Origin of the sequence: Bifidobacterium callitrichos DSM 23973 (assembly GCF_000741175.1) — a bacterium.
GTDB lineage: Bacteria > Actinomycetota > Actinomycetes > Actinomycetales > Bifidobacteriaceae > Bifidobacterium > Bifidobacterium callitrichos.
Window position 1 is genome coordinate 1 of sequence record NZ_JGYS01000004.1, and the last position, 22,842, is coordinate 22,842.

At 64.6% G+C, this 22,842-nt stretch carries 19 protein-coding genes and 1 tRNA gene; 16 read left to right on the forward strand and 4 right to left on the reverse strand.

All coding sequences use genetic code 11. The annotated features are described in order from the left end of the window. On the forward strand, window positions 1-1,175 hold a 1,175-nt coding region (locus BCAL_RS03100; protein WP_052401186.1), incomplete at its 5' end, for a Maf family protein. A 2-nt stretch (window positions 1,176-1,177) separates the two neighbouring features. On the opposite strand, the gene BCAL_RS03105 is transcribed toward BCAL_RS03100, so the two are convergent. Next, the gene (locus tag BCAL_RS03105; protein WP_043165802.1) at window positions 1,178-2,236 is read right to left on the reverse strand and encodes a LacI family DNA-binding transcriptional regulator; all 1,059 of its coding nucleotides are present in this window, start codon (window positions 2,234-2,236) and stop codon (window positions 1,178-1,180) included. A 281-nt stretch (window positions 2,237-2,517) separates the two neighbouring features. Between BCAL_RS03105 and BCAL_RS03110 the strand changes: the two genes are divergently transcribed. From BCAL_RS03110 to BCAL_RS03130, 5 genes are all read left to right on the forward strand, one after another. Then, the gene (locus tag BCAL_RS03110; RefSeq protein WP_043259998.1) at window positions 2,518-3,810 is read left to right on the forward strand and encodes an enolase C-terminal domain-like protein; all 1,293 of its coding nucleotides are present in this window, start codon (window positions 2,518-2,520) and stop codon (window positions 3,808-3,810) included. Between the two features lie 177 nt (window positions 3,811-3,987). Continuing rightward, complete coding sequence (locus tag BCAL_RS03115) at window positions 3,988-4,779, forward strand: SDR family oxidoreductase (RefSeq protein WP_043165798.1); 792 nt, start codon at window positions 3,988-3,990, stop codon at window positions 4,777-4,779. A gap of 130 nt (window positions 4,780-4,909) precedes the next feature. Next, window positions 4,910-6,202 carry an MFS transporter gene (locus tag BCAL_RS03120; protein ID WP_043165795.1) on the forward strand — a complete coding sequence of 431 codons (1,293 nt, stop codon included), beginning with the start codon at window positions 4,910-4,912 and terminating at the stop codon, window positions 6,200-6,202. Between the two features lie 41 nt (window positions 6,203-6,243). Next, the gene (locus BCAL_RS03125; protein ID WP_043165793.1) at window positions 6,244-7,014 is read left to right on the forward strand and encodes an amidohydrolase family protein; all 771 of its coding nucleotides are present in this window, start codon (window positions 6,244-6,246) and stop codon (window positions 7,012-7,014) included. A gap of 129 nt (window positions 7,015-7,143) precedes the next feature. Next, entirely contained in the window at window positions 7,144-8,040 is an 897-nt protein-coding gene (locus BCAL_RS03130) for a dihydrodipicolinate synthase family protein (RefSeq protein WP_043165791.1), read from the forward strand. 154 nt (window positions 8,041-8,194) lie between these two features. On the opposite strand, the gene BCAL_RS03135 is transcribed toward BCAL_RS03130, so the two are convergent. The 3 genes from BCAL_RS03135 to BCAL_RS03145 all read right to left on the reverse strand — a co-directional run bounded on the left by BCAL_RS03135 (window position 8,195) and on the right by BCAL_RS03145 (window position 11,143). After that, window positions 8,195-8,641 carry an RbsD/FucU family protein gene (locus tag BCAL_RS03135; RefSeq protein WP_043165789.1) on the reverse strand — a complete coding sequence of 149 codons (447 nt, stop codon included), beginning with the start codon at window positions 8,639-8,641 and terminating at the stop codon, window positions 8,195-8,197. A 328-nt stretch (window positions 8,642-8,969) separates the two neighbouring features. Then, complete coding sequence (locus BCAL_RS03140) at window positions 8,970-10,082, reverse strand: ATP-binding protein (protein ID WP_043165788.1); 1,113 nt, start codon at window positions 10,080-10,082, stop codon at window positions 8,970-8,972. Window positions 10,083-10,201: 119 nt separating this feature from the next. Beyond that, entirely contained in the window at window positions 10,202-11,143 is a 942-nt protein-coding gene (locus tag BCAL_RS03145; protein WP_043165786.1) for an AEC family transporter, read from the reverse strand. A 220-nt stretch (window positions 11,144-11,363) separates the two neighbouring features. On the opposite strand from BCAL_RS03145, the gene dapE reads away from it, so the two are divergent. The 10 genes from dapE (at window position 11,364) to nusG (ending at window position 22,596) form a co-directional block, all read left to right on the forward strand. Beyond that, window positions 11,364-12,662: a succinyl-diaminopimelate desuccinylase gene (dapE, locus tag BCAL_RS03150; RefSeq protein ID WP_081887217.1), complete on the forward strand. Its 1,299-nt coding sequence runs from the start codon at window positions 11,364-11,366 to the stop codon at window positions 12,660-12,662. 593 nt (window positions 12,663-13,255) lie between these two features. Continuing rightward, window positions 13,256-16,174 (forward strand): Rne/Rng family ribonuclease, encoded by a 2,919-nt coding sequence (locus BCAL_RS03155; protein WP_043165784.1) that lies wholly within the window; start codon window positions 13,256-13,258, stop codon window positions 16,172-16,174. Between the two features lie 188 nt (window positions 16,175-16,362). Beyond that, the gene (rplU, locus tag BCAL_RS03160) at window positions 16,363-16,671 is read left to right on the forward strand and encodes a 50S ribosomal protein L21 (RefSeq protein ID WP_043165782.1); all 309 of its coding nucleotides are present in this window, start codon (window positions 16,363-16,365) and stop codon (window positions 16,669-16,671) included. 40 nt (window positions 16,672-16,711) lie between these two features. Then, a complete protein-coding gene (gene rpmA, locus BCAL_RS03165; RefSeq protein ID WP_043165779.1) occupies window positions 16,712-16,960 on the forward strand; it encodes a 50S ribosomal protein L27 in 249 nt (82 codons plus the stop codon). Between the two features lie 68 nt (window positions 16,961-17,028). Then, window positions 17,029-18,747 carry a GTPase ObgE gene (gene obgE, locus BCAL_RS03170; RefSeq protein ID WP_043165777.1) on the forward strand — a complete coding sequence of 573 codons (1,719 nt, stop codon included), beginning with the start codon at window positions 17,029-17,031 and terminating at the stop codon, window positions 18,745-18,747. 23 nt (window positions 18,748-18,770) lie between these two features. Continuing rightward, complete coding sequence (gene proB / locus BCAL_RS03175) at window positions 18,771-19,904, forward strand: glutamate 5-kinase (RefSeq protein WP_043165775.1); 1,134 nt, start codon at window positions 18,771-18,773, stop codon at window positions 19,902-19,904. A 39-nt stretch (window positions 19,905-19,943) separates the two neighbouring features. Further along, a complete protein-coding gene (locus BCAL_RS03180; protein WP_043165773.1) occupies window positions 19,944-21,152 on the forward strand; it encodes a pyridoxal phosphate-dependent aminotransferase in 1,209 nt (402 codons plus the stop codon). 181 nt (window positions 21,153-21,333) lie between these two features. Continuing rightward, window positions 21,334-21,409 (forward strand) — tRNA-Trp (locus BCAL_RS03185). Window positions 21,410-21,443: 34 nt separating this feature from the next. After that, a complete protein-coding gene (gene secE / locus BCAL_RS03190; protein ID WP_043165772.1) occupies window positions 21,444-21,668 on the forward strand; it encodes a preprotein translocase subunit SecE in 225 nt (74 codons plus the stop codon). Window positions 21,669-21,711: 43 nt separating this feature from the next. Next, complete coding sequence (gene nusG, locus BCAL_RS03195; protein ID WP_043165770.1) at window positions 21,712-22,596, forward strand: transcription termination/antitermination protein NusG; 885 nt, start codon at window positions 21,712-21,714, stop codon at window positions 22,594-22,596. Window positions 22,597-22,842 lie beyond the last annotated feature (246 nt).

The window sequence follows — 22,842 nt, forward strand, 5'->3', positions numbered from 1 at the left end:
TCCGCCGCTCCGGCAGCGCGTCCGCCGCCTCCGGCAGCGCGTCCGCCGCCAAACTCGCGGCACCGGAGTCGATCGACTATTCGAAGGACACGATCGCCACGACGCGCGACTTCTCCGGCGTCGACATCCCGACCGTCACCGAGCCGATCTCCAACGTCGTCGCGCTTCAGCCGGGTCTGACGCGCGCCGAGGTCGGGCCGCTGATCATCGGCTGCGATTCGATGTTCCTCATGGACGGCGAATGCTACGGCAAGCCGCATAGCGCCGACGTGGCGCGCGAGCGCCTGCGCCGCATGAGCGGTGCGACCGGCGAGCTGTGGACCGGTCACTGCGTCATCGACTTCGCCTCCGGGCGTGTCGCGCGCGGTGCGAGCCGGGCGATCGTGCATTTCGCCGAGTTCTCCGCTCACGACATCGAACGCTACATCGCCACCGGCGAGCCGCTCGAGGTGGCCGGATCGTTCACGCTCGAGGGCTTCGGCGGCGCGTTCATCGAGTCGATCGAGGGCGATCCGCACGGCGTCATCGGCATCAGCCTGCCGTTGCTGCGCCGACTGGTCGGCGAGCTCGGCGTCGCATGGACGGACCTGTGGAACGTGGTGCGCGGCGAGAGTGAGCCCGGCGTGTTGGGCGCCGACGGCAAGGAGCTGCCGCCGAAGGAGAACGTGCATCAGCCGGGCGATGGCTGGGTCGACTGCGCGTGCGGCCGCAAGCACTGGGGCACCAACGGCGCCTCCGGCATCCTTTTGGCCCGTCGCGACCCGCGCACCGGCGAGGTGACGCATGTCGTCATGCAGCATCGCGCGAAGTGGTCGGCCGAGGGCGGCACCTGGGGCATTCCGGGCGGGGCCACCGCCGACGGCGAATCGCCGATCGAGGGCGCGCTGCGCGAAAGCTACGAGGAGGCGAACATCACCCCCGAGGACATCGAGGTGGTCGGCTCCTACCGTGAGGACCACGGTCCGTGGGCCTACACCACGGTCTTCGCGTTCGAGCGTCCGGGCCGCGCCGTCCTGCCGCACGCGAACGACGACGAAAGCATGGAGATCGCGTGGATGCCGCTGGCCCGCATCCCGGATCTGAAGCTCCTGACCGCGATGAAGACCGACTGGCCGCGTTTCGAGGCACGACTGAAGTCCCTGGCCGCCGCCTATCAGGCAGGTAGAGCCCTTTAGGCCTAGGCCTCCCGCGGTGGTACCGTGCTTTCGCGCGGCACCACGCGGGTGGGCAGGATCACGTGCATTTCGGTCGAGCGGTCCTCGCGGGTGTCGACGATCATCTGGACCGCACGCTGGGCGATCTCGCTGAACGGCTGATGGACGCTGGTCAGCGACGGCATCAGATACTCCGAGGGGAAGATGTCGTCGAAGCCCATCACCGACAGATCGTCCGGCAGGTGCAGCCCGTGTTCGCGGGCGGCGCGGTAGGCGCTCACCGCGGACAGGTCGTTGCAGCAGAAGATCGCGGTGGGGCGGGGGAGATCGTCGTTCGACGCGCCCGATCCGTCGCCCATCTCGATCAACTCGCACGCCGCCTGATAGCTCGATTCGGCGGGGAAGTAGTCGCCCTGACGCACGTACGCCTCCGGCAGCGGCACGTGCGCCTGTTCGAGCGCCGCCTCGAAGCCGCTGTATCGCGCCAGCCCGGTCTGCAGGCTCTTGGGGCCGCGGATCACGCCGATGCGCCGGTGTCCGAGCGAGAGCAGATGTCTGGCGGCCTGGTATCCGGCGGTCCAGTTGTCGATCGCCACGCTCATCACGTCCGTGTCGACCGTGTCGATCGGGTCGATGACGACGACCGGGATGTTGCGCGTCTTGAGCAGTGACTTCGCCAAGTCGTTGAGCCCGCCCATCTGCTGGAGGATCACGCCTTGGGGGTTGCGGTCGATGATGCCGCGGAAGCATTCCTCGGTGGCGTCGCCGTTGTTGGTCTGCGTCACCGTGATGGCGAGTCCTGCCTGCTGCGCCCAGTATGAGGCGTATTTGATGAGTTCCATCGTGCCGTTGTGCGCGATGTACTCCACCACCAGTTCGATGGTGGGGGAGAGCTTCGTGCTCACCAGCGGGCGCGAGTAGCCGTGCTCGTGCAGCACCTTCTCGACCTGACGCCGTGTCTCGTCGGAGACGCCCGGGCGGCCGTTGATCACCTTGGATACGGTCGACGCGGAGACGCCGATCAACTGGGCCAGTTCGCTGACCTTGAGTTTGGGGGAGTCGTCGCGGGCATCATCGTCCATGATCCCCTCCTTTGCATTCGGTTCTGTTCTGTTATCTCGGTTATCGCCACGCACTTCCTGGCTTCGCCCGGATGCCCGTGCTTCATTCACCGTACATGGGCGGTCCGATTGCGGCGGCTGTTCGGTGGTGTATCCATTATTGCGTATCAGTTCACGGTTTTTCGTGTTTTTCCCTGTTTCTTCATTTTATCTGACAAAAATTTCGTGAGTCGCATTGCACTTTTCGTGTTTCGCGATTATCCTGAAACCATCGGTCAGCAACGGCAAAGGAGCCCGAACACATGAGTACGATCACCCAGGTCAAGACCTACGATTTCCGATTCCCCACGTCGACCACGCTGTCCGGATCGGACGCGATGAACCCCGATCCCGACTACTCGTCCGCATATGTCGAGATCTCCACCTCCGCCGACGACGGCATCAAGGGCGTCGGCTTCGTGTTCACCATCGGACGCGGCAACGACGTGGTGTGCAAGGCCATCGAATCGATGTCGCAGGTGCTCATCGGCCGCAACGTCGAGGAGCTGCTCGACAACATGCGCATCGCCTGGGACCTGTTCGTCCATGACTCCCAGCTGCGCTGGCTCGGCCCCGAGAAGGGCGTCGAGCACATGGCCATCGGCGCCGTGCTCTCCGCGCTGTGGGACATCAAGGCCAAGCGCGCCGGCAAGCCGCTGTGGCTGCTCCTGTCCGAAATGGAGCCCGAGGAGCTCGTCGCCACGCTCGACTTCCGCTACCTGACCGACGCCCTGACGCCCCGGGAGGCCATCGAGATCCTCAAAGAGGGCCAGAAGGGCAAGGCCGAACGCATCGCCCACCTCAAGGAGGTCGGCTACCCCGGCTACTCCACCGCCGCAGGCTGGCTCGGCTACTCCGACGAGAAGATGGTCGCGCTCGCCAAGGAGGAGACCGAAGTCAAGGGCTTCAAGCAGATCAAGCTCAAGGTCGGTCACAACATCGACGACGATCTTCGCCGCCTCGCCAAGGCCCGCGAGGCGATCGGCCCGGACGTGCGCCTCGCCGTCGACGCGAACCAGGTGTGGGACGTGCCCACCGCCATCGCATGGATCAACAGGTTCCACGACTTCGACCTCGCATGGGTCGAGGAGCCGACCAGCCCGGACGACGTGATCGGCCACGCGACGATCGCCCGCGCCATCAACCCGATTCCGGTGGCCACCGGCGAGCAGATGCAGAGCCGCATCCTCTACAAGCAGTACCTGCAGGCCAACGCGTTCGGCATCATGCAGATCGACGCCACGCGCGTCGCCGGACCGCAGGAGATCGTCCTCGAATACCTGATGGCGAAAAAGTTCAACAAGCCCGTCTGCCCGCACGCGGGCGGCGTGGGCCTGTGCGAGGCCGTATGCCACTTCGCGATGTTCGACTACGTCGCCGTCTCCGGCACGATGGACGGTCGCATGATCGAATACGTCGACAACCAGCACGAGCATTTCGTCCACCCGACCGAGATCAGGAACGGCAACTACGTCGCGCCTCTCGCCCCGGGCAACGGCACCGAGATGACGCTCGAAACGGCGGAGAAGTACCTGTACAAGGCTGAATCGCCGTAACCATCACACTTCCCGCCCTCGGGCGGGGCATAACTGAACATAATTGAACATACCCATAACTGAACATAACTGAACACAACCGCAGACAACAATCCGTCCGGGGCGCCGCAGCCCCGGACGGGCGTGCATGGTCCACATGCACGCAACCGCAGCATAAGGATGGACGAAGGAGTTCCCATGGATCTGCATCTCGAAGGCAAGGTCATCATCATCACCGGCGGCTTCAAAGGCATCGGCAAGGGCATCACCCTGCAGCTGGCCCAGGAGGGTGCGATTCCGGTGGTCATCAACCGTTCGGACGACGCGCTCGAGGAGTTCAAGAAGGACATCGAACAGTACACGACCAACTACGACGTGCACCTGCTCGACCTGAACGACACCGACAAGATCGCGCCGATCGTCGAGGAGACGTACAAGAAGTACGGCCACATCGACGGCATCGTCAACAACGCCGGCAAGAACGACAACAAGGACCTTGAAACCACCAGCTGGCAGGAGTTCGAGAAGTCGATCCATGGCAACCTCACCCACTACTACGAGCTCGTCCACGCCGCGGTGGCCTACCTGAAGGAAAGCCACGGCGCGATCGTGAACATCACCTCGAAGACCGCCCTGACCGGCCAGGGCAAGACCAGCGCCTACGCGGCCGCCAAGGGCGCGATTCTGGGACTCACGCGCGAATGGGCCGCGGCCCTCGTCAATGACCGCGTGCGCGTCAACGCCATCGTCGTCTCCGAATGCTGGACCCCGCTGTACGCCAACTGGATCAAGACCTTCGGCGATGAGGCCGCCCAGCAGGCGCGTCTGTCCCTCATCACCGACAAGATCCCGCTGGAGCACCGCATGACCACCCCCGAGGAGATCGGCAACGAGGCCGCGTTCCTGCTCTCCGACCGTTCAAGCCACACCACCGGCCAGTGGGTCTTCGTCGACGGCGGCTACGTCCACCTCGACCGCGCCCTGAGCTGACGACACCGGCGAAACGGTTCGATGAAGACCGTTTCAAGCCCGTTATAATGGCACGGCCCCACCCGGGGCTGTGCCTCTTACCGTGTGGCATTTAGAAGTCAATAAGTTAAGAAAAGAAAGGGAAAGAACCATGTCATCCCCATCCTCCTCGACATCGGCGTCGAAGACCTCGGGCGGCAAGACCTGGATCATCGCGTTCGCGCTGGTCACGCTGCTGTTCTTCATCTGGGGTCTGGCGATGAACCTCGTCAGCGCCATCCGTGATCCGTTTGCCGTCTACCTCAATCTCAACAGCACCGAATCCTCGCTGCTGCAGGTCGCCTACTTCGGCGCCTACTTCGTGATGGCGATCCCGGCGACGATGGTCGCCAAGCGCTTCGGCTACAAGGGCGGCATGATCTGCGGCCTGATCTTCTTCGTGATCGGCGCGTTCCTGACCATCCCCGCCACCACTTCGCTCAGCTACGGCCTGTTCCTGTTCGCGATGTTCGTCATCGCCCTCGGCGCGGCCTCCCTCGAGGCGAACTGCAACCCGTACATCACCAAGCTCGGCGATGAGAAGGGCGAATCGTTCCGCCTGAACCTCGCCCAGAGCTTCAACGCGGTCGGCTCGGTCGTCAGCCCGCTGATCCTCGGCATGATCCTCGGCAACACCGCATCCGTCAAGAGGGGCGATCCCGGTTTTGACGAGGCCAAGATCGCCTTCATGGGCCAGACCCGCATGTTCTACATCGTCATCGGCATCATCCTCGCGGTCGTGCTCGCCGTGTTCGTCTTCGCCAAGCTCCCCTCGCCTCCGGGCGACGAGGAGGAGGCCGCCTCCGGCGGCTCGGCCCAGGACAGCTCGATCGGTGCCCTGCTCAGGAAGCCGTGGGTCGTCCTCGGCGTCATCGCCGAATTCGTGTACGTGGGTCTGCAGACCATCGGCTTCTCCACGTTCTCCACCTTCGCGCAGCAGCAGTGGGAGGGCATGAGCGCCGGTACGGCCGCCACGTTCCTCGCCATCCTCACCCTGATGTTCGCGATCGGCCGATTCGTCACCACCCCGTTCATGACCAAGTTCCACCCGGGCAAGATCCTCGGCGTCTACATGATCGGCGCCACGATCCTCGTGATCCTCACGGCCATGGGTCTGGGCAAGGTCTCGGTCATCACGTTCATCGCCCTGTACTTCTTCATGTCCATCGCCTACGGCACGATCTTCGCCCTCGCCCTGTCCCAGCTCAAGGGCGCCGCGGCCAAGACCGGCGCCAGCCTGATCACGATGTCCATCGTCGGCGGCGCGATCATCCCGCTCATCTACGGCGCGATCACCGACGCCGGCGGCATGAACGTCATGCTCTGGTGCACCGTCCCGCTGTTCCTGTTCCTGGTCTGGTACGCCTTCTGGGGCTGCAAGATCGGCCTCAAGGAAGCAGCCTGATTGACTGATCGACTGATCGTCTGATCGAAAGGTAACCCATCATGGCATTGAAGGTCATCGACTCCCACTTCCACATCTGGGATCCGGACACGCAGGATCTGCCGTGGCTCGCGGGACTGCCCGCCCTCCAGCACAAGTACACGGTCGAGGACCTCGAAGCCGAATACGCAAAGTTCGGCGTCGACTTCCTCGGCGGCGTGTACGTGGAGGTCGACGCGGCCGACCATGAGCTCGAGGATCGCCTCCTGTTCGAGAACCCGTCCCCGAAGATCCTCAAGCGCATGCTTCGCAGCGACGTGAGTCCCTGGATGCGCATCCCGATCAACGCCGACGGCATCCGCGAACCGCTCCACGTCGACTCCGAACCGCGCGGCCGCTGCCTCGAAACCTCGTTCATCGAGGGACTCGAGGCGATGGCCGACAAGGGGCTGCCGTTCGAACTGTGCAATCGCGGCGCCGAACTGCCCGACATGGCCAAGGCGTTCAGCCAGGTGCCGCAGGTCACGGTGATCGTCGATCACCTCGGCAACGCGCCGGGACTCGACGACGACACGAAGGCCGCGCTCACCGCGCTCGCGGGGCTGCCGAACTCCTATATCAAGGTCTCCGGCGACAACCCGGTCGACCCGGACATCGTGAAGTACGTGCGTGACACGTTCGGCCCGAAGAAGGTGCTGTACAGCTCCAACTGGCCGGTCGTGGAACTGAACTCGACCTTCGCCGCGCATTTCCAGCTCATGCTGGACACGTTCGGCGAGGACGAGGACTTCTTCGCGAACAACGCCCGCCGCGCCTACGGCATCGAGGCGTAGCCTATATATAACCATGTAACCATTGCATAACCATTCGGTGCCGAGGGGCGGTTGGAACCGATGTTCCGCCGCCCCTCGGCGCATATGGACGCATATGGACGCATATTGACGCATATTGAAAGGAATCACATGACGGACAACGCCGTATTCTCGGGCATCATCTGCCCCTCCATCACCATCACCAAGGACGATGGCTCCATCGATTACGAGAACTGGGGCAGACATCTCGACCACCTCATCGAGGCAGGCGTCAACGGCGTGCTGATCTTCGGCAGCATCGGCGAGTTCTACGCCTTCCCGCTCGACGTGAAGAAGGAGGTCGTCGACTTCGTCGTGCGTCATGTGGGCGGGCGCATCAAGGTGTTCGCCGGCGTGGGCGACACGAACATCGACAAGGTGCTCGACTTCTCCCGTGCCGCCGAGGCCAGTGGCGTCGACGCGCTCGTCGTCGTCTCGCCGTACTACTTCGGTCCCACCGCGGGAGGCGCGAAGGCGTACTTCGGCGCGGTCGCGGGCGCCGTCGACATTCCGGTGATCCTCTACAACTTCCCGCCGCGCACCGGCTCCGACCTGACGCCGGAGCTCGTGGCGTCTCTCGCCGCCGAGTATCCGAACATCGTCGGCATCAAGGACACGGTCGACACGATCAGCCACACGCGCAAGGTGATCCGCGCGGTCAAGGCCGTCAATCCGCGCTTCGCCGTGTTCTCCGGATTCGACGAGTACTATCTCGTCAACCGCGTCTCCGGCGGCGACGGCGTGATCTGCGGCATGACCAACGTCGAGCCGGAGACCTTCGCCAACCTGCACACCGCGTACGAGGCGGGCGACTACAACACCGCGATCCGCTCCGCCCAGCGCATCAGCCACCTGATGGCGCTCTACGACCAGTCCGACCTGTTCGTCTCCGCGATCAAGGGCGCCGTCAAGGCCAAGGGGCTGCCGATTTCCACCCTGATCCGCGAGCCTGCCGTCCAGCTCACCGACGCCCAGTACGCCGCCATCCAGCAGATCCTCGACAGCTGACTCCTGTCTTTTCTTTCGGCTCCCCTTGTCAGGGGAGCTGGCCCGCGAAGCGGGTCTGAGGGGTAGTCAAAGATGCTGAAATCATCAAGGCCCCGTTCCCTCCGATCCAAACAATCGAACGGAACAGGGGCCTTGCCCGTATTCGTCCACCCGCCTATTCGGCGTTGAACACGACGCCCTTCTGCAGGATCAGGTTCGCGTATTGCGCCGATTCGCCGCTGGCGATCACGCAGTACGCCTTCCTCGCCTGCTCGTAGAACGCGAAGCGCTCGAGGGAGCCGATCGCGTCGGCGCCGCGCTCGTCATGCTCCTTGATGAGGTCCGCGTATACATCCCAGATCGGGGTGGCGACGGTATCTCCCGGCACCTTCTCCATCAGCGTGGCCGGCTTGTCCACGTAGGTGTCCAGCGGGAAGACCGTCAGGATCGCCTTGAGGATCTCGTCGCCGCCGTGGCCGTCCATGCGCACCACGATCGCGTTCTTGCCGATCGATTCGGCCGGGAAGTTGCCGTCCGCGATGACCAGCTGATCGCCGTGGCCCATCTCGCACAGCACCTTCAACAGTTCCGGCGGGATGATCTTCGGAATACCTTTGAGCATGAAGCCTCCTTGCTCGTGCCTATTCGCGTTCGCGTCCACAGGCTGCCTCGCCCCGACGCCTCGACCCGGTCTCGCCGATCAGCGAGCCCCCAAGCCGATGCTCCCATCATACCGCCAAGGAACGAAAATTTCGATACCTATCCGGCACTTTTCTGCTGATACATGATGACGGCAGCCGACTGATTATTGACGGAGCGCCGCTGCATGCGTCAGCTACGCCTCAACTACGCCAGGGCCTTGTCGATAAGTGCGTTCACGGCTTCATCCTGCGTTAATCCGTGCGTCTGTGCGTAGATTCCAATCGGTCTTTTATCGATGTGGATATTTTTCACTCATCGCCATGCCTGCGCAGATACTCCCGCAGGAAGGGTACTGCGAAATCGACCTCGCCTCGTTCGGTTTCGCGGATTACGTAGGCGTCGAGCAGCCGCTTGCGGTAGGTGGCCGCGTAATTGGGTGTCTTGCCCATGCGCTTGGCCACTGCCGTTGTCGACGAAGGACCGTCGGACTGTGCCATGGCCTTGAGGTATGCGCGGTCGTTCCTCGACAGTCCGTGCAGTTCCGGAATGCATACGGCGTTGTCGAGGTCGATTCTCGCCTCGGTGATGCCCTGCGAGACGTCATCGTCGGAGATTTCGTCGGAGTTGCGCATGTCCGCCGCGTCCCAGATGTGGTATCCGACCAGCTGAATCATGTACGGGTATCCGCATGTGGCGGCGGCGGCCGTCTGCAACTGCTGCTCATCGATGTGCATGCCGGAATCATGGAAGGTCGTGCGGAATGCATCCCGTACCTCATCGACGGGGATGCTGGTCAGTACGTTCATCTTCGCTCGACGAAGGAACGTGATCACCTCGTCATTGAACAGGTCCGAGACCATCTGCGGCAGTCCGGCGAACGCGATGGCGATGTTGCGGCGCTCCCTTATCTGATGCTGGATGGCGGTTGCAATGGCAATCATGTCGGATCGGTCGGCCGCCTGCGTTTCATCGATGGAGATGAGCAGGCCGGCGTGGTGCTTCTCCAGCAGGGTGATGCGTTCGGCCATCGCCTTACGCAAGGTCTCAGGCATGCGCTTCGGCGAGAGCTCGGCCTCGCCGAGGCTGACGCTTGCGCCGGCGAAACTCAACGACGGTTTGATGGTAAGGCGGTCAAGCAGTCCATCCCGATCCCGTAGTTCGTTGACCAGACGTTCGCATAGACCCTCTGAGGCGGTCTCCTCGATGACGTCCCACTTCCGTGCGCGCGCCTTGTCTCCGAGGACCGTGAGTATGACGGTTTTGCCCGTGCCTCGCGCTCCGGTGATGAGCATGATGCGTCCCGGTGCGCCCACACCGTTGTCGAGACCCTTCTCGAAGTCACGAATGACCTTGCGTCGTCCGATCAGCAGCGGAGGTTCGCCTCCGTCGGTCGGCTTGAATGGATTTGCAACGTTTCTCATGTGTCATCTCTGTCTGACGATAGGTCTATCACATCCGAAATCAAAAATATCAAAAAAATAAAAAGTTTCAAAAGTGATCCGTCACGCAACTCGGCGATAACACTGCGCGTCCGATGCCATCAGCTCAGCAGGAACGCGATCACCGCGATGAACACCGGGCTCGTCAGCGTGCTCATCAGGATGCCGTCGCGCGCGAACGTCAATCCCACGTTGTAGCGGGCCGCGTAGTTGTACACGTTCTGGCCGGTCGGGAGCGCCGCGAGCACCACGCACGCGTACAGCTCCGGACCGCGGAAGCCCATCATGAAGTAGGCGAGGAGGAACGCGATGACCGGCATCACGATGTTCTTGAGGATAGCCACGGTGAAGATCGCCGGGCGATCGCCCTTCTGCTGCAGCGGCTTCGTGCCGTGCAGCGACATGCCGAACGCCATGAGGATCATCGGCACGGCCGACTCGCCGATCATGTTGATCGGGTCGTACAGATAATTCGGGATGAACCATCCGGTCTTCGCGTTGACGGCCGACAGCACGATGCCCAGCAGCGAGCCGATGAGCAGCGGCTGATGCAGCGGCTGCTTCGCGATCTCCTTGACCGACACCTTGCCCTTGGTGAACACGTCCAGCGCGGTCAGACCGATCGGCGTGAACAGCGCCTGCTGCATCACCAGGATCGGGGCGACCAGCGCGCCGTTGCCGAGGATGTACGTGGCGATCGGCAGGCCGATGTTGTTCGAGTTGAGGTACAGCGAGTTGAGCGCGCCGATCGTCGCATCGGCCGCGTTCATATGGAAGAACATGCGATTGAGCACGAGGAACACCACGCCGATGAGCATCGCCGACAGGAACGCGACGATGATCGACGGGTGGAAGATGTCGAAGATCGGCTCCTTGGAGAGGATCGCGAACATCAGACACGGACTCGACACGAAGAACGAGAACCGATTGAGCACCATCTGCGCGCTCGGGCCGCCGATGCGCATACGCGCCGCCACGTACCCCACGAAGATGACGATGCCGATGACGCAGAAGCCCTGCATCGCGCTAAGTAGACCTGGCATGTTCCTCCCTTATCGGCTTCCCATACTCGCACATCGCCATGCATTCGTCCGCCGTATCTCACTGACCGGTCCTCGAACGCATCCGTGGACGCCTTCCGTGAGCCGGACGTTCCCGTTTATGCCCGTGCGGACGTCGTCCGTGCGATTCCCGCCCGGGCATCGGCCCGACGAATGGGGCACCCGGCCTCGGCGCCGATGCGTCCCCACTAGAATCGCGGCTATGACGAACGATACGAACACCACAGCCGATCAGTCCAATGGCCAGCCCGCCGATCCGAAGGCCGCGCTCGCGCGCGACACCGCCACCCCCATCACCCTCGACCCGAACGCGCCCCGCACCGAGGCCATCGCGACGATCCTCGCCCAGATCATGACCGCCTACTCGGTGAGCGACTACGAGACCCCGCTTGCCGACGAGATCGAACGCTTCCTGCGCCAGCAATCCCACCTGACCGTCCGCCGTCACGGCGACACCGTCGTCGCCTCCACCGACTTCGGCCTCGATCGGCGTGTGATCCTCGCCGGACACATCGACGTCGTCCCGGTCATCGACAACTTCCCGCCGCGTTGGCTGGAACCCGGCGACCCGCTGATCCGCGAGGATATCGCCGAGGCCCATCCTGGCGAACGCGTCCTGTGGGGTCGCGGCGCCACCGACATGAAGGCGTCCGATGCGGTGATGCTCTACCTCGCCGCCACCCTTGACGGCGCCGCGCCCGAAACCACGCCGAACGCCGATCTCACGTTCGTCTTCTACGACCACGAGGAGGTCGCCGCCGAGAAGAACGGTTTGAGGAAGGTCGTCGAGACCCACCCCGACTGGATCACCGGCGATTTCGCAATCATCGGCGAGCCGACCAGCTGCGGCATCGAAGGCGGCTGCAACGGCACGATCCGCTTCGACGTGATCACGCACGGCGTCGCCGCGCACTCGGCCCGCGCATGGATGGGCGTCAACGCGATTCACAAGGCCGCGGACATCCTGAACCGCCTCAACGCCTACGAGCCGGCCGACGTCGAGGTGGACGGCCTGACCTACCGCGAAGGTCTCAACGCCACGCTGATCTCCGGCGGCAAGGGCACGAACGTCATCCCCGACGAATGCCGCGTTCACGTCAACTACCGGTTCGCCCCCGACAAGTCGCTCGCCGAGGCCAAGGCCCTGATGATGGGTGCCGACGCGGGCGCCGAGCTCGGCAACGGCGAGCACACCGCCACCGGTGGCGTCTTCGAGGGCTACGGCATCGAGATGAAGGACGAGTCGCCGTCCGCGCGACCCGGCATGGACGCGCCGCTGGCCGTCTCCCTGGCGAGGCTCGTCAAGGAGCGCACCGGCCGCGACCCGCTCGCCAAGCTCGGCTGGACCGACGTCGCCCGGTTCTCCCAGCTCGGCATTCCGGCGGTCAACCTCGGCGCCGGCGACCCGCTGCTCGCCCACAAGCACGACGAGCAGATGCCCGAATCCGATCTCACGCTCCTCACCGACATCCTGGGGGAGTGGCTGTCGTTGTCCCGTTGACCATGAGTCCCCGGCTGATTGCCGGCTGAACGGCCCACGGTCCGATGGTGCGGATGACACGCCGTACGCACATCGTGGGTAACTGACTCGGTGCCACGGGGAACGTACGCTGACGGCGCCGTAGCGTACGCTCCCCGTGACTTCGGGGCCGATCTCACCCGTATTCGTACGCTGCCGCGACGCAAGCGTACGAATACGGGTGAGACTCGTGCGATGGCCCCATTCCCCGTACGCTGGCGAGCCCCCGGCGTACGAGGAATGGGATAAGGCGCGCGTTGGCCTCGTTCCCCGTACGCCGATCGGCACGGGAACGGGCGACCCTCGGACCTTGAGTACGTTGTCCGTGGTGACCCCGGGGAAAAAGTTGTGGCATACTTGTATGCGGTGGTTCTGCAAACCGCCGACGTGCCAGATGGCGTCGATCCCCTCGCAGCTGGATCCAGGGTGGCCCTATGATCCGCGCGAGCGCCGGTGTCCGCCGTCCGAGCCGCACAGACTTTGAAGGAATTGCTTCTGCGGGCGCAAGCGATGCGCGGCCATGGTGAGAGCATGGTGTGAGAGCCGTGGAGGCCTTATATATAAGGTCCGACGTGATGCAGCACGCCGGGACGAGGAGCATCGTGCCCGCTGTGAACAACAATGGGGTCGACGACGTCGACGCCCAGAATGCAACCGTATCCAATACCAATACCGGCTCCGATGACGCCACTGCCGATTCCAATGCCGTGAACACCCCCGCAGGCTCGGACGGCGCCCCGACCACGACCCGCCGCCGTCGTGGCCGTCGCGTCGTGCGCGGTGCGGGCGCCGCCGGCGTGTCGCTCGAACTGAAGGTCGAGGACCATTCCGCCGCGATGTTCGAGGAGCCGCGTCTGCCCGAGCCTCAGTCCGACGCCTCCGCCGACAACACCTCCGACGATGATGCGCCGTCGCCGCGCCGCAAGTCTCGCGTCCGCCGTGCCCCCGCCATCGTCGACGCCTCCGATGAGGACGAGCGCCCCACCCGCCGTCGTCGCGTCCGCCATGCCGGCGATTTCGACGATGACGACGATCGTCCGGCCCGTCGGTCCCGTCGCCGCGACGACGACGATCTCGAGCGCGCCGAGGAGCTGCTCGACGGACTGCCGTTCCATGACCGTTATGACCGTGACGACGATCGTGACGAGTACGACGACTACGAGATCTCGCGCGATCGCGGCGGACGCCGTTCCCGCCCGATGACCTCGCTGCTGTTCCAGGAGCCGGTCATCCCCGCGCACGGCCGTGATGACGACGATGACATCGATATCATCGACATCCACGCCGATGACGATTCGTCCGACAACGGCTCCGACGATGCCGATGAGACGCGCGCCTCGCGCCGTGAGACCCGTCGCCGCACGCGTTCCCGCGCCGCCCGTCAGAACGCATCCCAGCAGGACGACAAGCAGGATGACGCCCGTACGGGTCGCGCCAACCGTGCCGACCGCTCCGATGCCGACCCCGCCGGCCGCGCCGCCGACCAGCAGAACGCCGACGATCAGGCCAACGAGAACGAGAACGAGAACGCCTCCGGGCGCCGGCGCACCCGCAGTCGTCGTCTCAACGCGCAGGAGCGTCGCGCCGCCGCCGAGGTCGAACAGATCGAGGAGGACCTGGAGCTCGACGACATCTCCTACCGTCCGATCGACGACGAGGAGCCGGCCGACGAGGAGCCACGCACCCGTACGCGTCGCCGTCGTCGCCGCGGCAAGTCCGAGTCGATCGAGGATCGTCGCGCATCCCGCGAGGACCGTGAGGATCGCGACGATCGTGACCGCGACCGTGACGATCGCGATGAGGAGCCTGTCGAGGAGGAGACCGTCACCCGTACGCGTCGCCGTCGCCGCCGCGGCAAGTCGCAGGACGACGACGAGCAGATCATCTCCCGCCGATCCCGCAAGCAGCAGTACATCGACGAGATCACCGACGTGGAGGGCTCGACCCGACTCGAGGCCAAGAAGCAGCGTCGTCGCGACAATCGCCGCGAGCGCTCCCGCCAGTCGCAGATCATGGAACAGGACTTCCTCGCGCGTCGCGAGAACGTCGAACGCCTGATGGTCGTACGCGAGAAGGAGAAGCACACCCAGATCTCCGTGGTCGAGGACAACATCCTCGTCGAGCACTACGTGTCCGACATCCAGGAGGTGCAGACCGTCGGCAACGTGTATCTCGGTCGCGTGCAGAACGTGCTGCCGAGCATGGAGGCCGCGTTCGTCGACATCGGACAGGCCCGCAACGGCGTGCTGTACGCCGGCGAGGTCAACTGGGACGCGACCCGTCTCGAAGGTCAGCCGCGCCGCATCGAACTCGCGTTCAAGTCCGGCGATCCGGTTCTCGTGCAGGTCACCAAGGATCCGATCGGTCACAAGGGCGCCCGTCTGACCTCGCAGGTCACGCTCGCCGGCCGATTCCTCGTGCTCGTGCCGTCCGGCGGCATGACCGGCGTGAGCCGCAAGCTGCCGGAGCGTGAGCGTGCGCGTCTGAAGAACATCGTCGCGAAGATCGCGCCGAAGGACATGGGCGTGATCATCCGCACCGCGGCCGAGGGCGCGAGCGAGGACGCGATCGTCAAGGATCTCGAGAGCCTCGTGCGCCAGTGGAACCGCATCAACGCCAAGCGCGAGGAGTTCTGGCACGGCAAGCGTCCCAAGCTCCTGCAGGGCGAGCCGGACGTCGCGATCCGCGTGGTGCGCGACATCTTCAACGACGATTTCAGCCAGCTGATCGTCGAGGGGGGCAAGGTCTACGACCGTATCGAGGAGTACCTCGAGACGATGGCCCCGGACCTGAAGGACAAGCTCGTCAAGTGGGATCCGGCCGAACACAACGGCAAGGACGTGTTCGACAAGTGGCAGATCGACTCCCAGTTGAGGAAGGGCATGGAGCGTCAGGTCTACCTGCCCTCCGGCGGCTCGATCGTCATCGACCGCACCGAGGCCATGACCACGATCGACGTGAACACCGGCCGATTCATCGGCCGTGGCAAGTCGCTCGAGGAGACGGTCACGCGATGCAACCTCGAGGCGAGCGAGGAGATCGCGCGTCAGCTGCGTCTGCGTGACATCGGCGGCATGATCATGATCGATTACGTCGACATGGTGATGCCCGCCAACCGCGACCTCGTGCTGCGTCGTCTCGTCGAATGCCTGGCTCGCGACCGCACCAAGCATCAGGTGGCGGAGGTCACCTCGCTCGGCCTCGTGCAGATGACGCGCAAGCGCATCGGCCAGGGTCTGGTCGAGGCGTTCTCCGAGGAGTGCCCGACCTGCAAGGGCCGCGGCTTCATCCTGCACGACAAGCCGATCGTCAGTGCCGAGTACGATGACCCCTACGCGTTGCGTGGAGGTGATCCGTTCGTGCGCACGAACAAGCACGGCCGTGGCACGACGCCCGCGCCGGAGCCGGCAGGGTCCCGTCCGGACGTCAAGGCCAAGCTCGCGCAGATCGCCGCCGCCGCGGTCGCCGCGAACAACGCGGACATCGACGACTGAGCGTCGACTCAAGGCGACGGCCGGTCTCTAGCACGCCGAACGGCAAACCGGCGTGAATGACACGCGGATGAAACGCGGTTGCGTTAGTCCGCGTGTCAGTGTAAGTTAGTTTGTCGGTGTCTGACCGCGAGCTCGGCGTATCCGAGAGCGTCAGGCAATAAGCTTTCCCCAATATAAAAGGAACGATTATGTACGCGATTGTGAAGGCCGGTGGCCATCAGGAAAAGGTCGAGGTCGGCGACGTCATCCTCGTCAACCGTCTCGACGCCAAGCAGGGCGATACCGTGGAGTTCCCGGTCGCGCTCGTGGTCGATGGCGCCAACGTCACTCTGGCCGCCGCTGATCTGGCCAAGGTCTCCGTCAAGGCCGAGGTCGTGAACGACGAGGCCAAGGGCCCGAAGATCAACATCCAGAAGTACAAGAACAAGACCGGTGTCGCCCGTCGCAAGGGCCACCGTCAGAAGCTGACCGCCGTCAAGGTCACGGCGATCGCCTGATTTTTCCGTCAAAGCTTACACTGACTGAAAGGAACCGATCATGGCACATAAGAAGGGCGCGTCCAGCTCGCGCAACGGTCGCGATTCGCAGCCTCAATACCTCGGCGTGAAGAAGTTCGGTGGCGAGGCTGTCGTCGCCGGCAACATCATCGTCCGCCAGCGTGGCACCAACTTCCACCCGGGCCACAACGTCGGCATGGGCAAGGATCACACCCTGTTCGCTCTCGCCGATGGCTCCGTGAAGTTCGGCACCCGTCATGACCGCAAGGTCGTCGACGTCATCGCCTGAACACAGCGATAGCGAAAAGCCGCGCCCCTAGGACGCGGCTTTTTTGTTACAAAGATTAAGGTACCAACATGAGTGATTTTGTGGATCGAGTAACCGTCCACGTCAAGGGCGGCGACGGCGGCAACGGTTCCGCCGGCATCCGCCGCGAGAAGTACAAGCCGCTCGCCGGCCCGAACGGCGGCAACGGCGGTGACGGCGGCTCCGTCATCTTCGTGGCCGACCGCAACGCCACCAGCCTGCTCGACTACCGCTTCATGCCGCATCGCACGGCCGCCAGCGGCACGATGGGCCTGGGCGACAACAAGGACGGCTCCAAGGGCGAGGACCTGATCCTGCCCGTGCCGTGCGGCACCATCGTCTTCGCCGCCAAGGGCGCGCAGGGCCAGTCGAAGCACCCCGGCGAGGAGCTCGCCGATCTGCGTCACGAGGGCGATCGCTACGTAGCCGCCGCGGGCGGCGCCGGCGGCCTCGGCAATATCGCGCTGGCCAACCGCACCCGTCGCGCCCCCGGTTTCGCCCTGCTCGGCGAGCTGGGCGAGGAGCGTGACGTGGTTCTCGAGCTCAAGTCGATCGCCGACGTCGCGCTGGTGGGCTTCCCGTCCGCCGGCAAGTCGAGCCTGATCGCTGCGATGAGCGCCGCCAAGCCGAAGATCGCCGACTACCCATTCACCACGCTCGTGCCGAACCTCGGCGTGGTCGTCGCCGGCGATCGCCGCTACACCATCGCCGACGTGCCCGGTCTGATCCCCGGCGCCAGCCAGGGCAAGGGACTGGGGCTGGAGTTCCTGCGCCATATCGAGCGCACCGAGATCATCGCGCACGTCATCGATTGCGCGACGCTCGAACCGGGCCGCGACCCGATCAGCGACTACGAGGCGCTCGAGCACGAGCTCGCCGAGTACGCGGGTTCGCTGGAGCTGCCGCTCGGCGCGATCCCGATTCCGGAGCGTCCGCGCATCATCATCCTCAACAAGGTCGATGTGCCGGAGGCCAAGGAACTCGCCGAGTTCATCAAGCCGGAGTTCGAGAAGCGCGGCATGCGCGTGTTCATCATCTCCACCGCCTCGCACGAGGGCCTGAAGGAGCTCAACTTCGCCTTGGCCGATCTGGTCGGGAAGATGCGCGAGGAGGTCGCCAGACGCGAGGCCGCCGAGGAGGAGGCCCGCGTCGTCATCAAGCCGCTCGAGCAGAAGGGACGTCGTCGTCGCGCCGCCGACGAGAACGGCACCGCGCTCGACTTCACGATCGAACGCAGGGAGAACGGCAACGGCGACTTCTGGTTCGAGGTCACCGGCCGTAAGCCGGAACGCTGGGTGCAGCAGACCAACTTCGACAACGACGAGGCCGTCGGCTATCTGGCCGACCGTCTGGCCAAGCTGGGCGTCGAGGACGAGCTGCGCCGCAAGGGCGCCAAGCCGGGCGACGAAATCCGCATCGGCCGTGGCGATCGCGCGGTCGAGTTCGACTGGGATCCGACGATCGCGGCCGGCGGCGAGCTGCTCGACGGCACGCCGATCGGCGCCCGCGGCACGGATCTGCGCCTCGAGGCCGACGAGCCGGGCGCACGTCGCCGCACCAACGCCGAACGTCGTCGCGAATACCACGCGATGATGGACGCGAAGGCCGCCGTCCGCGAGGCGATGATGGCCGAACGTCAGGCCGGCCACTGGGCCGACCCGTCCATCGACGACGATCGCCACGACGAGAACAGCCTCTTCGGCCGCGGCGAGAGCACCGACGACGGGAACGGCGGGAACACCGGCGACTCCGGCGAACGGCAGGAGTAGAATCCCGACCACAAGGAGGGAATATGTCCACACCATCGCAGGCTGAGATCCGTCGGCGCATCGCCGAGGCGGAGACCGTCGTCGTCAAGGTCGGCTCCAGTTCGCTCACCAATCCGAACGGACACCTTGACGCCACGCGCCTGAACGCACTGGTCGCCGCGCTGGCCGAGACGCACCGGCAGGGCGCGCGCGTCGTGCTCGTCTCCTCGGGTGCCATCGCGGCCGGCTTCGGCCCGCTCGGCTTCGAGACGCGTCCGACCGACGTGGCCACGCAGCAGGCGGCCGCGGCCGTCGGCCAGGGCCTGCTGATGGCGCAGTACGAGGCCGCGTTCGGCCGTTTCGGCGTGCATGCGGGGCAGATTCTCATCACCGCGGAGGATACGATCCGCGCCACGCAGTACCGCAACGTGCAGCGCACGCTCGGACGTCTGCTCGATCTGGGCGTCGTGCCGATCGTCAACGAGAACGACTCGCTGGCCTCCAACGAGATCCGGTTCGGCGACAACGATCGTCTCTCCGCGCTCGTCGCCAATCTCGTACGGGCCGATGCGCTTGTCCTGCTCACCGACGTGGACGGCCTGTACACGGCGCCGCCCTCCGAGCCGGGGGCACACCGCATCGGCTACGTGCCGAACGTCGTGGACGCGCTCGGCGAGGTCAAGGTCGGCGGCACCGGCTCGAAGGTCGGCACCGGCGGCATGGTCACCAAACTGGAGGCGGCGCGCGTAGCGGCCGTCTCCGGCATCCCCACCGTGCTCACCTGCGCGGGCAACGCCGGTCCGGCGCTGATGGGCGACCCCGTGGGCACCGCGTTCGCACCGGTCAAGCACCGTGGGTCCACGCGCCGCCTGTGGATCGGCTTCGCGGCCGAGCCCCGTGGCACGATCATCGTCGACTCCGGCGCGGCCAGGGCCGTGCGCGGCGGCCGCGCGTCCCTGCTCGCCGCGGGCGCGCTTGAGGTGCGCGGCGCGTTCTCCGCGGGAGACCCGGTGTGGGTCGACGGCGATGACGGCACGCATCTGGCGCGCGGACTCGCCGGCTACGATTCGGAGGAGATCGAACGCATGCTGGGCCGCAACACCGCGCAGTTGAAGCGCATCCTCGGCCCCGAATTCACCCACCCTCTGGTCCACCGCGACAACCTCGTCCTCGTCTAGCGCTTCTCGCGCGCCCGGATTATCCTTGAAGCCATGACTATGGCTCAATGGCAGACTCTTTCCGACCGTATCAACCATGTGACCCCGAGCGCCACGCTCGCCGTCGACTCCAAGGCGAAGGCCATGAAGGCCGCCGGACTCGACGTCATCGGCTTCGGCGCCGGAGAACCCAACTTCCCGACCCCGGACTACGTCGTCGACGCGGCCGCCGCCGCATGCCGCGACCCGAAGAACTACAAGTACACGCCGACCCCGGGTCTTCCCGAGCTGCGCCGCGCCATCGCCGACAAGACGCTGCGTGACTCCGGCTTCGAGGTCACCCCCGATCAGGTCGTCGTGACCAATGGCGGCAAGCAGGCCGTCTACTCGACGTTCCAGATCCTGCTCAACGAGGGCGACGAGGTCATCATCCCCACCCCGTACTGGACCAGCTACCCGGAGGCCGTCAAGCTTGCCGGCGGCAGGCCGGTCGAGGTCTTCGCCGGCGCCGAGCGTGGCTTCGAGCCGGATCTCGACGCGATCGAGGCGGCCCGCACCGACCGCACGAAGGCGATCATCGTCACCTCCCCGAACAACCCGACCGGCGCCGTGTGGAACGCCGAGACGATCGAGGGCATCGCGAAGTGGGCGATCGAGCACCACGTGTGGGTCATCACCGACGAGATCTACGAGCACCTCAACTACGATGACGCGCACACCACGTACATCGGCGCCGCCGTGCCCGAGGTGCGCGACCAGCTCATCATCCTCAACGGCGTCGCCAAGACGTACGCGATGCCGGGCTGGCGCGTCGGCTGGCTGATCGCCCCCGAGCCGGTCGCCAAGGCCGCCGCCAAGCTGCAGGGTCACATGACCTCGAACGTCGCCAACGTCTCGCAGCGCGCCGCCATCGCGGCCGTTTCCGGTCCGCTCGACGAGGTGTACCACATGCGTGAGGCGTTCGACGTGCGCCGCAGGGCGATCGTCGCCGCGCTGAACGACATCGAGGGCGTACACTGCCCGACCCCGACCGGCGCGTTCTACGCGTTCGCCGACATCCATGAGCTGCTGGGCAGGCCGCTCGGCCCCAACGGCACCGTGTCGGCCACGTCGTCCGAGTTCGCCGCCGCCCTGCTCGACGAGGCGCACGTCGCCGCCGTCCCCGGCGAGGCGTTCGGCGCGCCCGGCTATCTGCGATTCTCCTACGCGCTGGCCGACGACCAGCTCGCCGAAGGCATGCGTCGCATGAAGGCCTACGTCGAGGCGTGATCGCATATAATCACCGCAAAACGTTGGTATAACGCCGATTTCGGCACATATCGCGTGTCGCGCCACGCCGTGCGACACGCGATTTGTGTAATCGGAAGTCATTCGCTAATATACCGACTTGGCGGTTTTCGCCGTGGCGAAGCGTTCTTCATGGAACGTGGAACCGAGGTGAAGTTCACCTAGGGAAGTGGCGCAATTGGTAGCGCAACGGTCTCCAAAACCGTAGGTTGTGGGTTCGAGTCCCGCCTTCCCTGCCAAGTTTCTGACGAATACCCCAAGCGAAGGATGGATATGGCGAAGGCTAGCAATGAAAAGGCCATTAAGCCGAATGTCTTCATGCGCATCGGTCTGTTCATCAAGCAGATCATCGACGAGCTTCGCAAGGTTGTGACCCCTACTGCCAAGGAACTGTTCTTCTGGTCCCTTGCCGTGTTCATCTTCGTGCTGCTGCTGATGGCTCTGGTCACCGGCATGGACTTCGGCCTGGTCAAGGCCACGCTGTGGGTGTTCGGCTGATCCTCCAGTAACGACCCCTAGTACACCCGAAGGTGAAAAACGCATGAGCGATGAAGTGAATTTCGATAGCATCGACGCGATGCCCGACCTGCCGGAGAATGAGCCGGCTGACGTTCCGGCCGCCCCTGCTGCCGAGGAGACCGCTTCGGTTGCGGACTCCGCCAAGGGTGATTCCTCCGTCGAAACCGAGGCTCCGTCCGTTCAGGACACTCCCGTCGCCTCCGTCGAATCCTCTGCTGCCGAGTCTCCGGTCAATCTCGATGATGACGAGGAGAGCGAGACCAACGAGTCCGAGCAGGCCGAGACCACCGATGCCGGTCAGGCCGCCATCGACGAGTTCGCCGCCTCGCTGCGCACCCTCGAAGGCAAGTGGTATGTGCTGCACACCTACTCCGGCTACGAGAAGCGTGTGAAGACCAACGTCGAATCCCGCATCCAGTCCTTCGGTCTCGAAGACAAGATCTTCCAGATCGAAGTGCCGATGGAGGAAGTCGAGAAGCACACCGAGAAGGGCAAGAAGGTCATCACCCGCGTCCGCGTTCCTGGTTACGTGCTCATCCGCATGTGGCCCGATGAGAACGCCCGCCGCATCGTGCGCGAGACCGAAGGCGTCACCGGCTTCGTCGGTCCGACCAAGGATCCGGCTCCGCTCACCCGCAAGGAAGTCGTCGAGATGATGGCTCCGATGATCGCCTCCGAGGCGCTCAAGAAGGCCGGCGACAAGCCTGCCGCCGCCAAGAAGCGCACCGTCGAGGTCTCCTACGCGGTCGGCGATCAGGTCACCGTCACCGACGGCCCCTTCGCCACGATGGCCGCCGTCGTCTCCGACGTCGAGCCCACCACGCAGAAGCTCACCGTGCTCGTGTCCATCTTCGGCCGCGATACGCCGGTGGAGCTGGGCTTCGATCAGGTCGAGAAGCTCGACTGAAATCCGCCTGAAATCCCTCGACGGAGCGTATAACGCTTTTCCTCAACCTCGACGTACCTTCGTACGCCTTCGGTTTCGGACGGCGTTCTCCGCACTCGTCGACGAATTCCAGACGCGTCTAACGCCTCTTAGAAATCCCCGCACTTAACTTGCGGGGATTTTTTGTTATCGGCGTGTCGGCCGTCGTGCTTCGGTGGCAGAATTAGAAAGTTCGTGTCTGGAGGGGAGACCCGCTAGCACAGCACA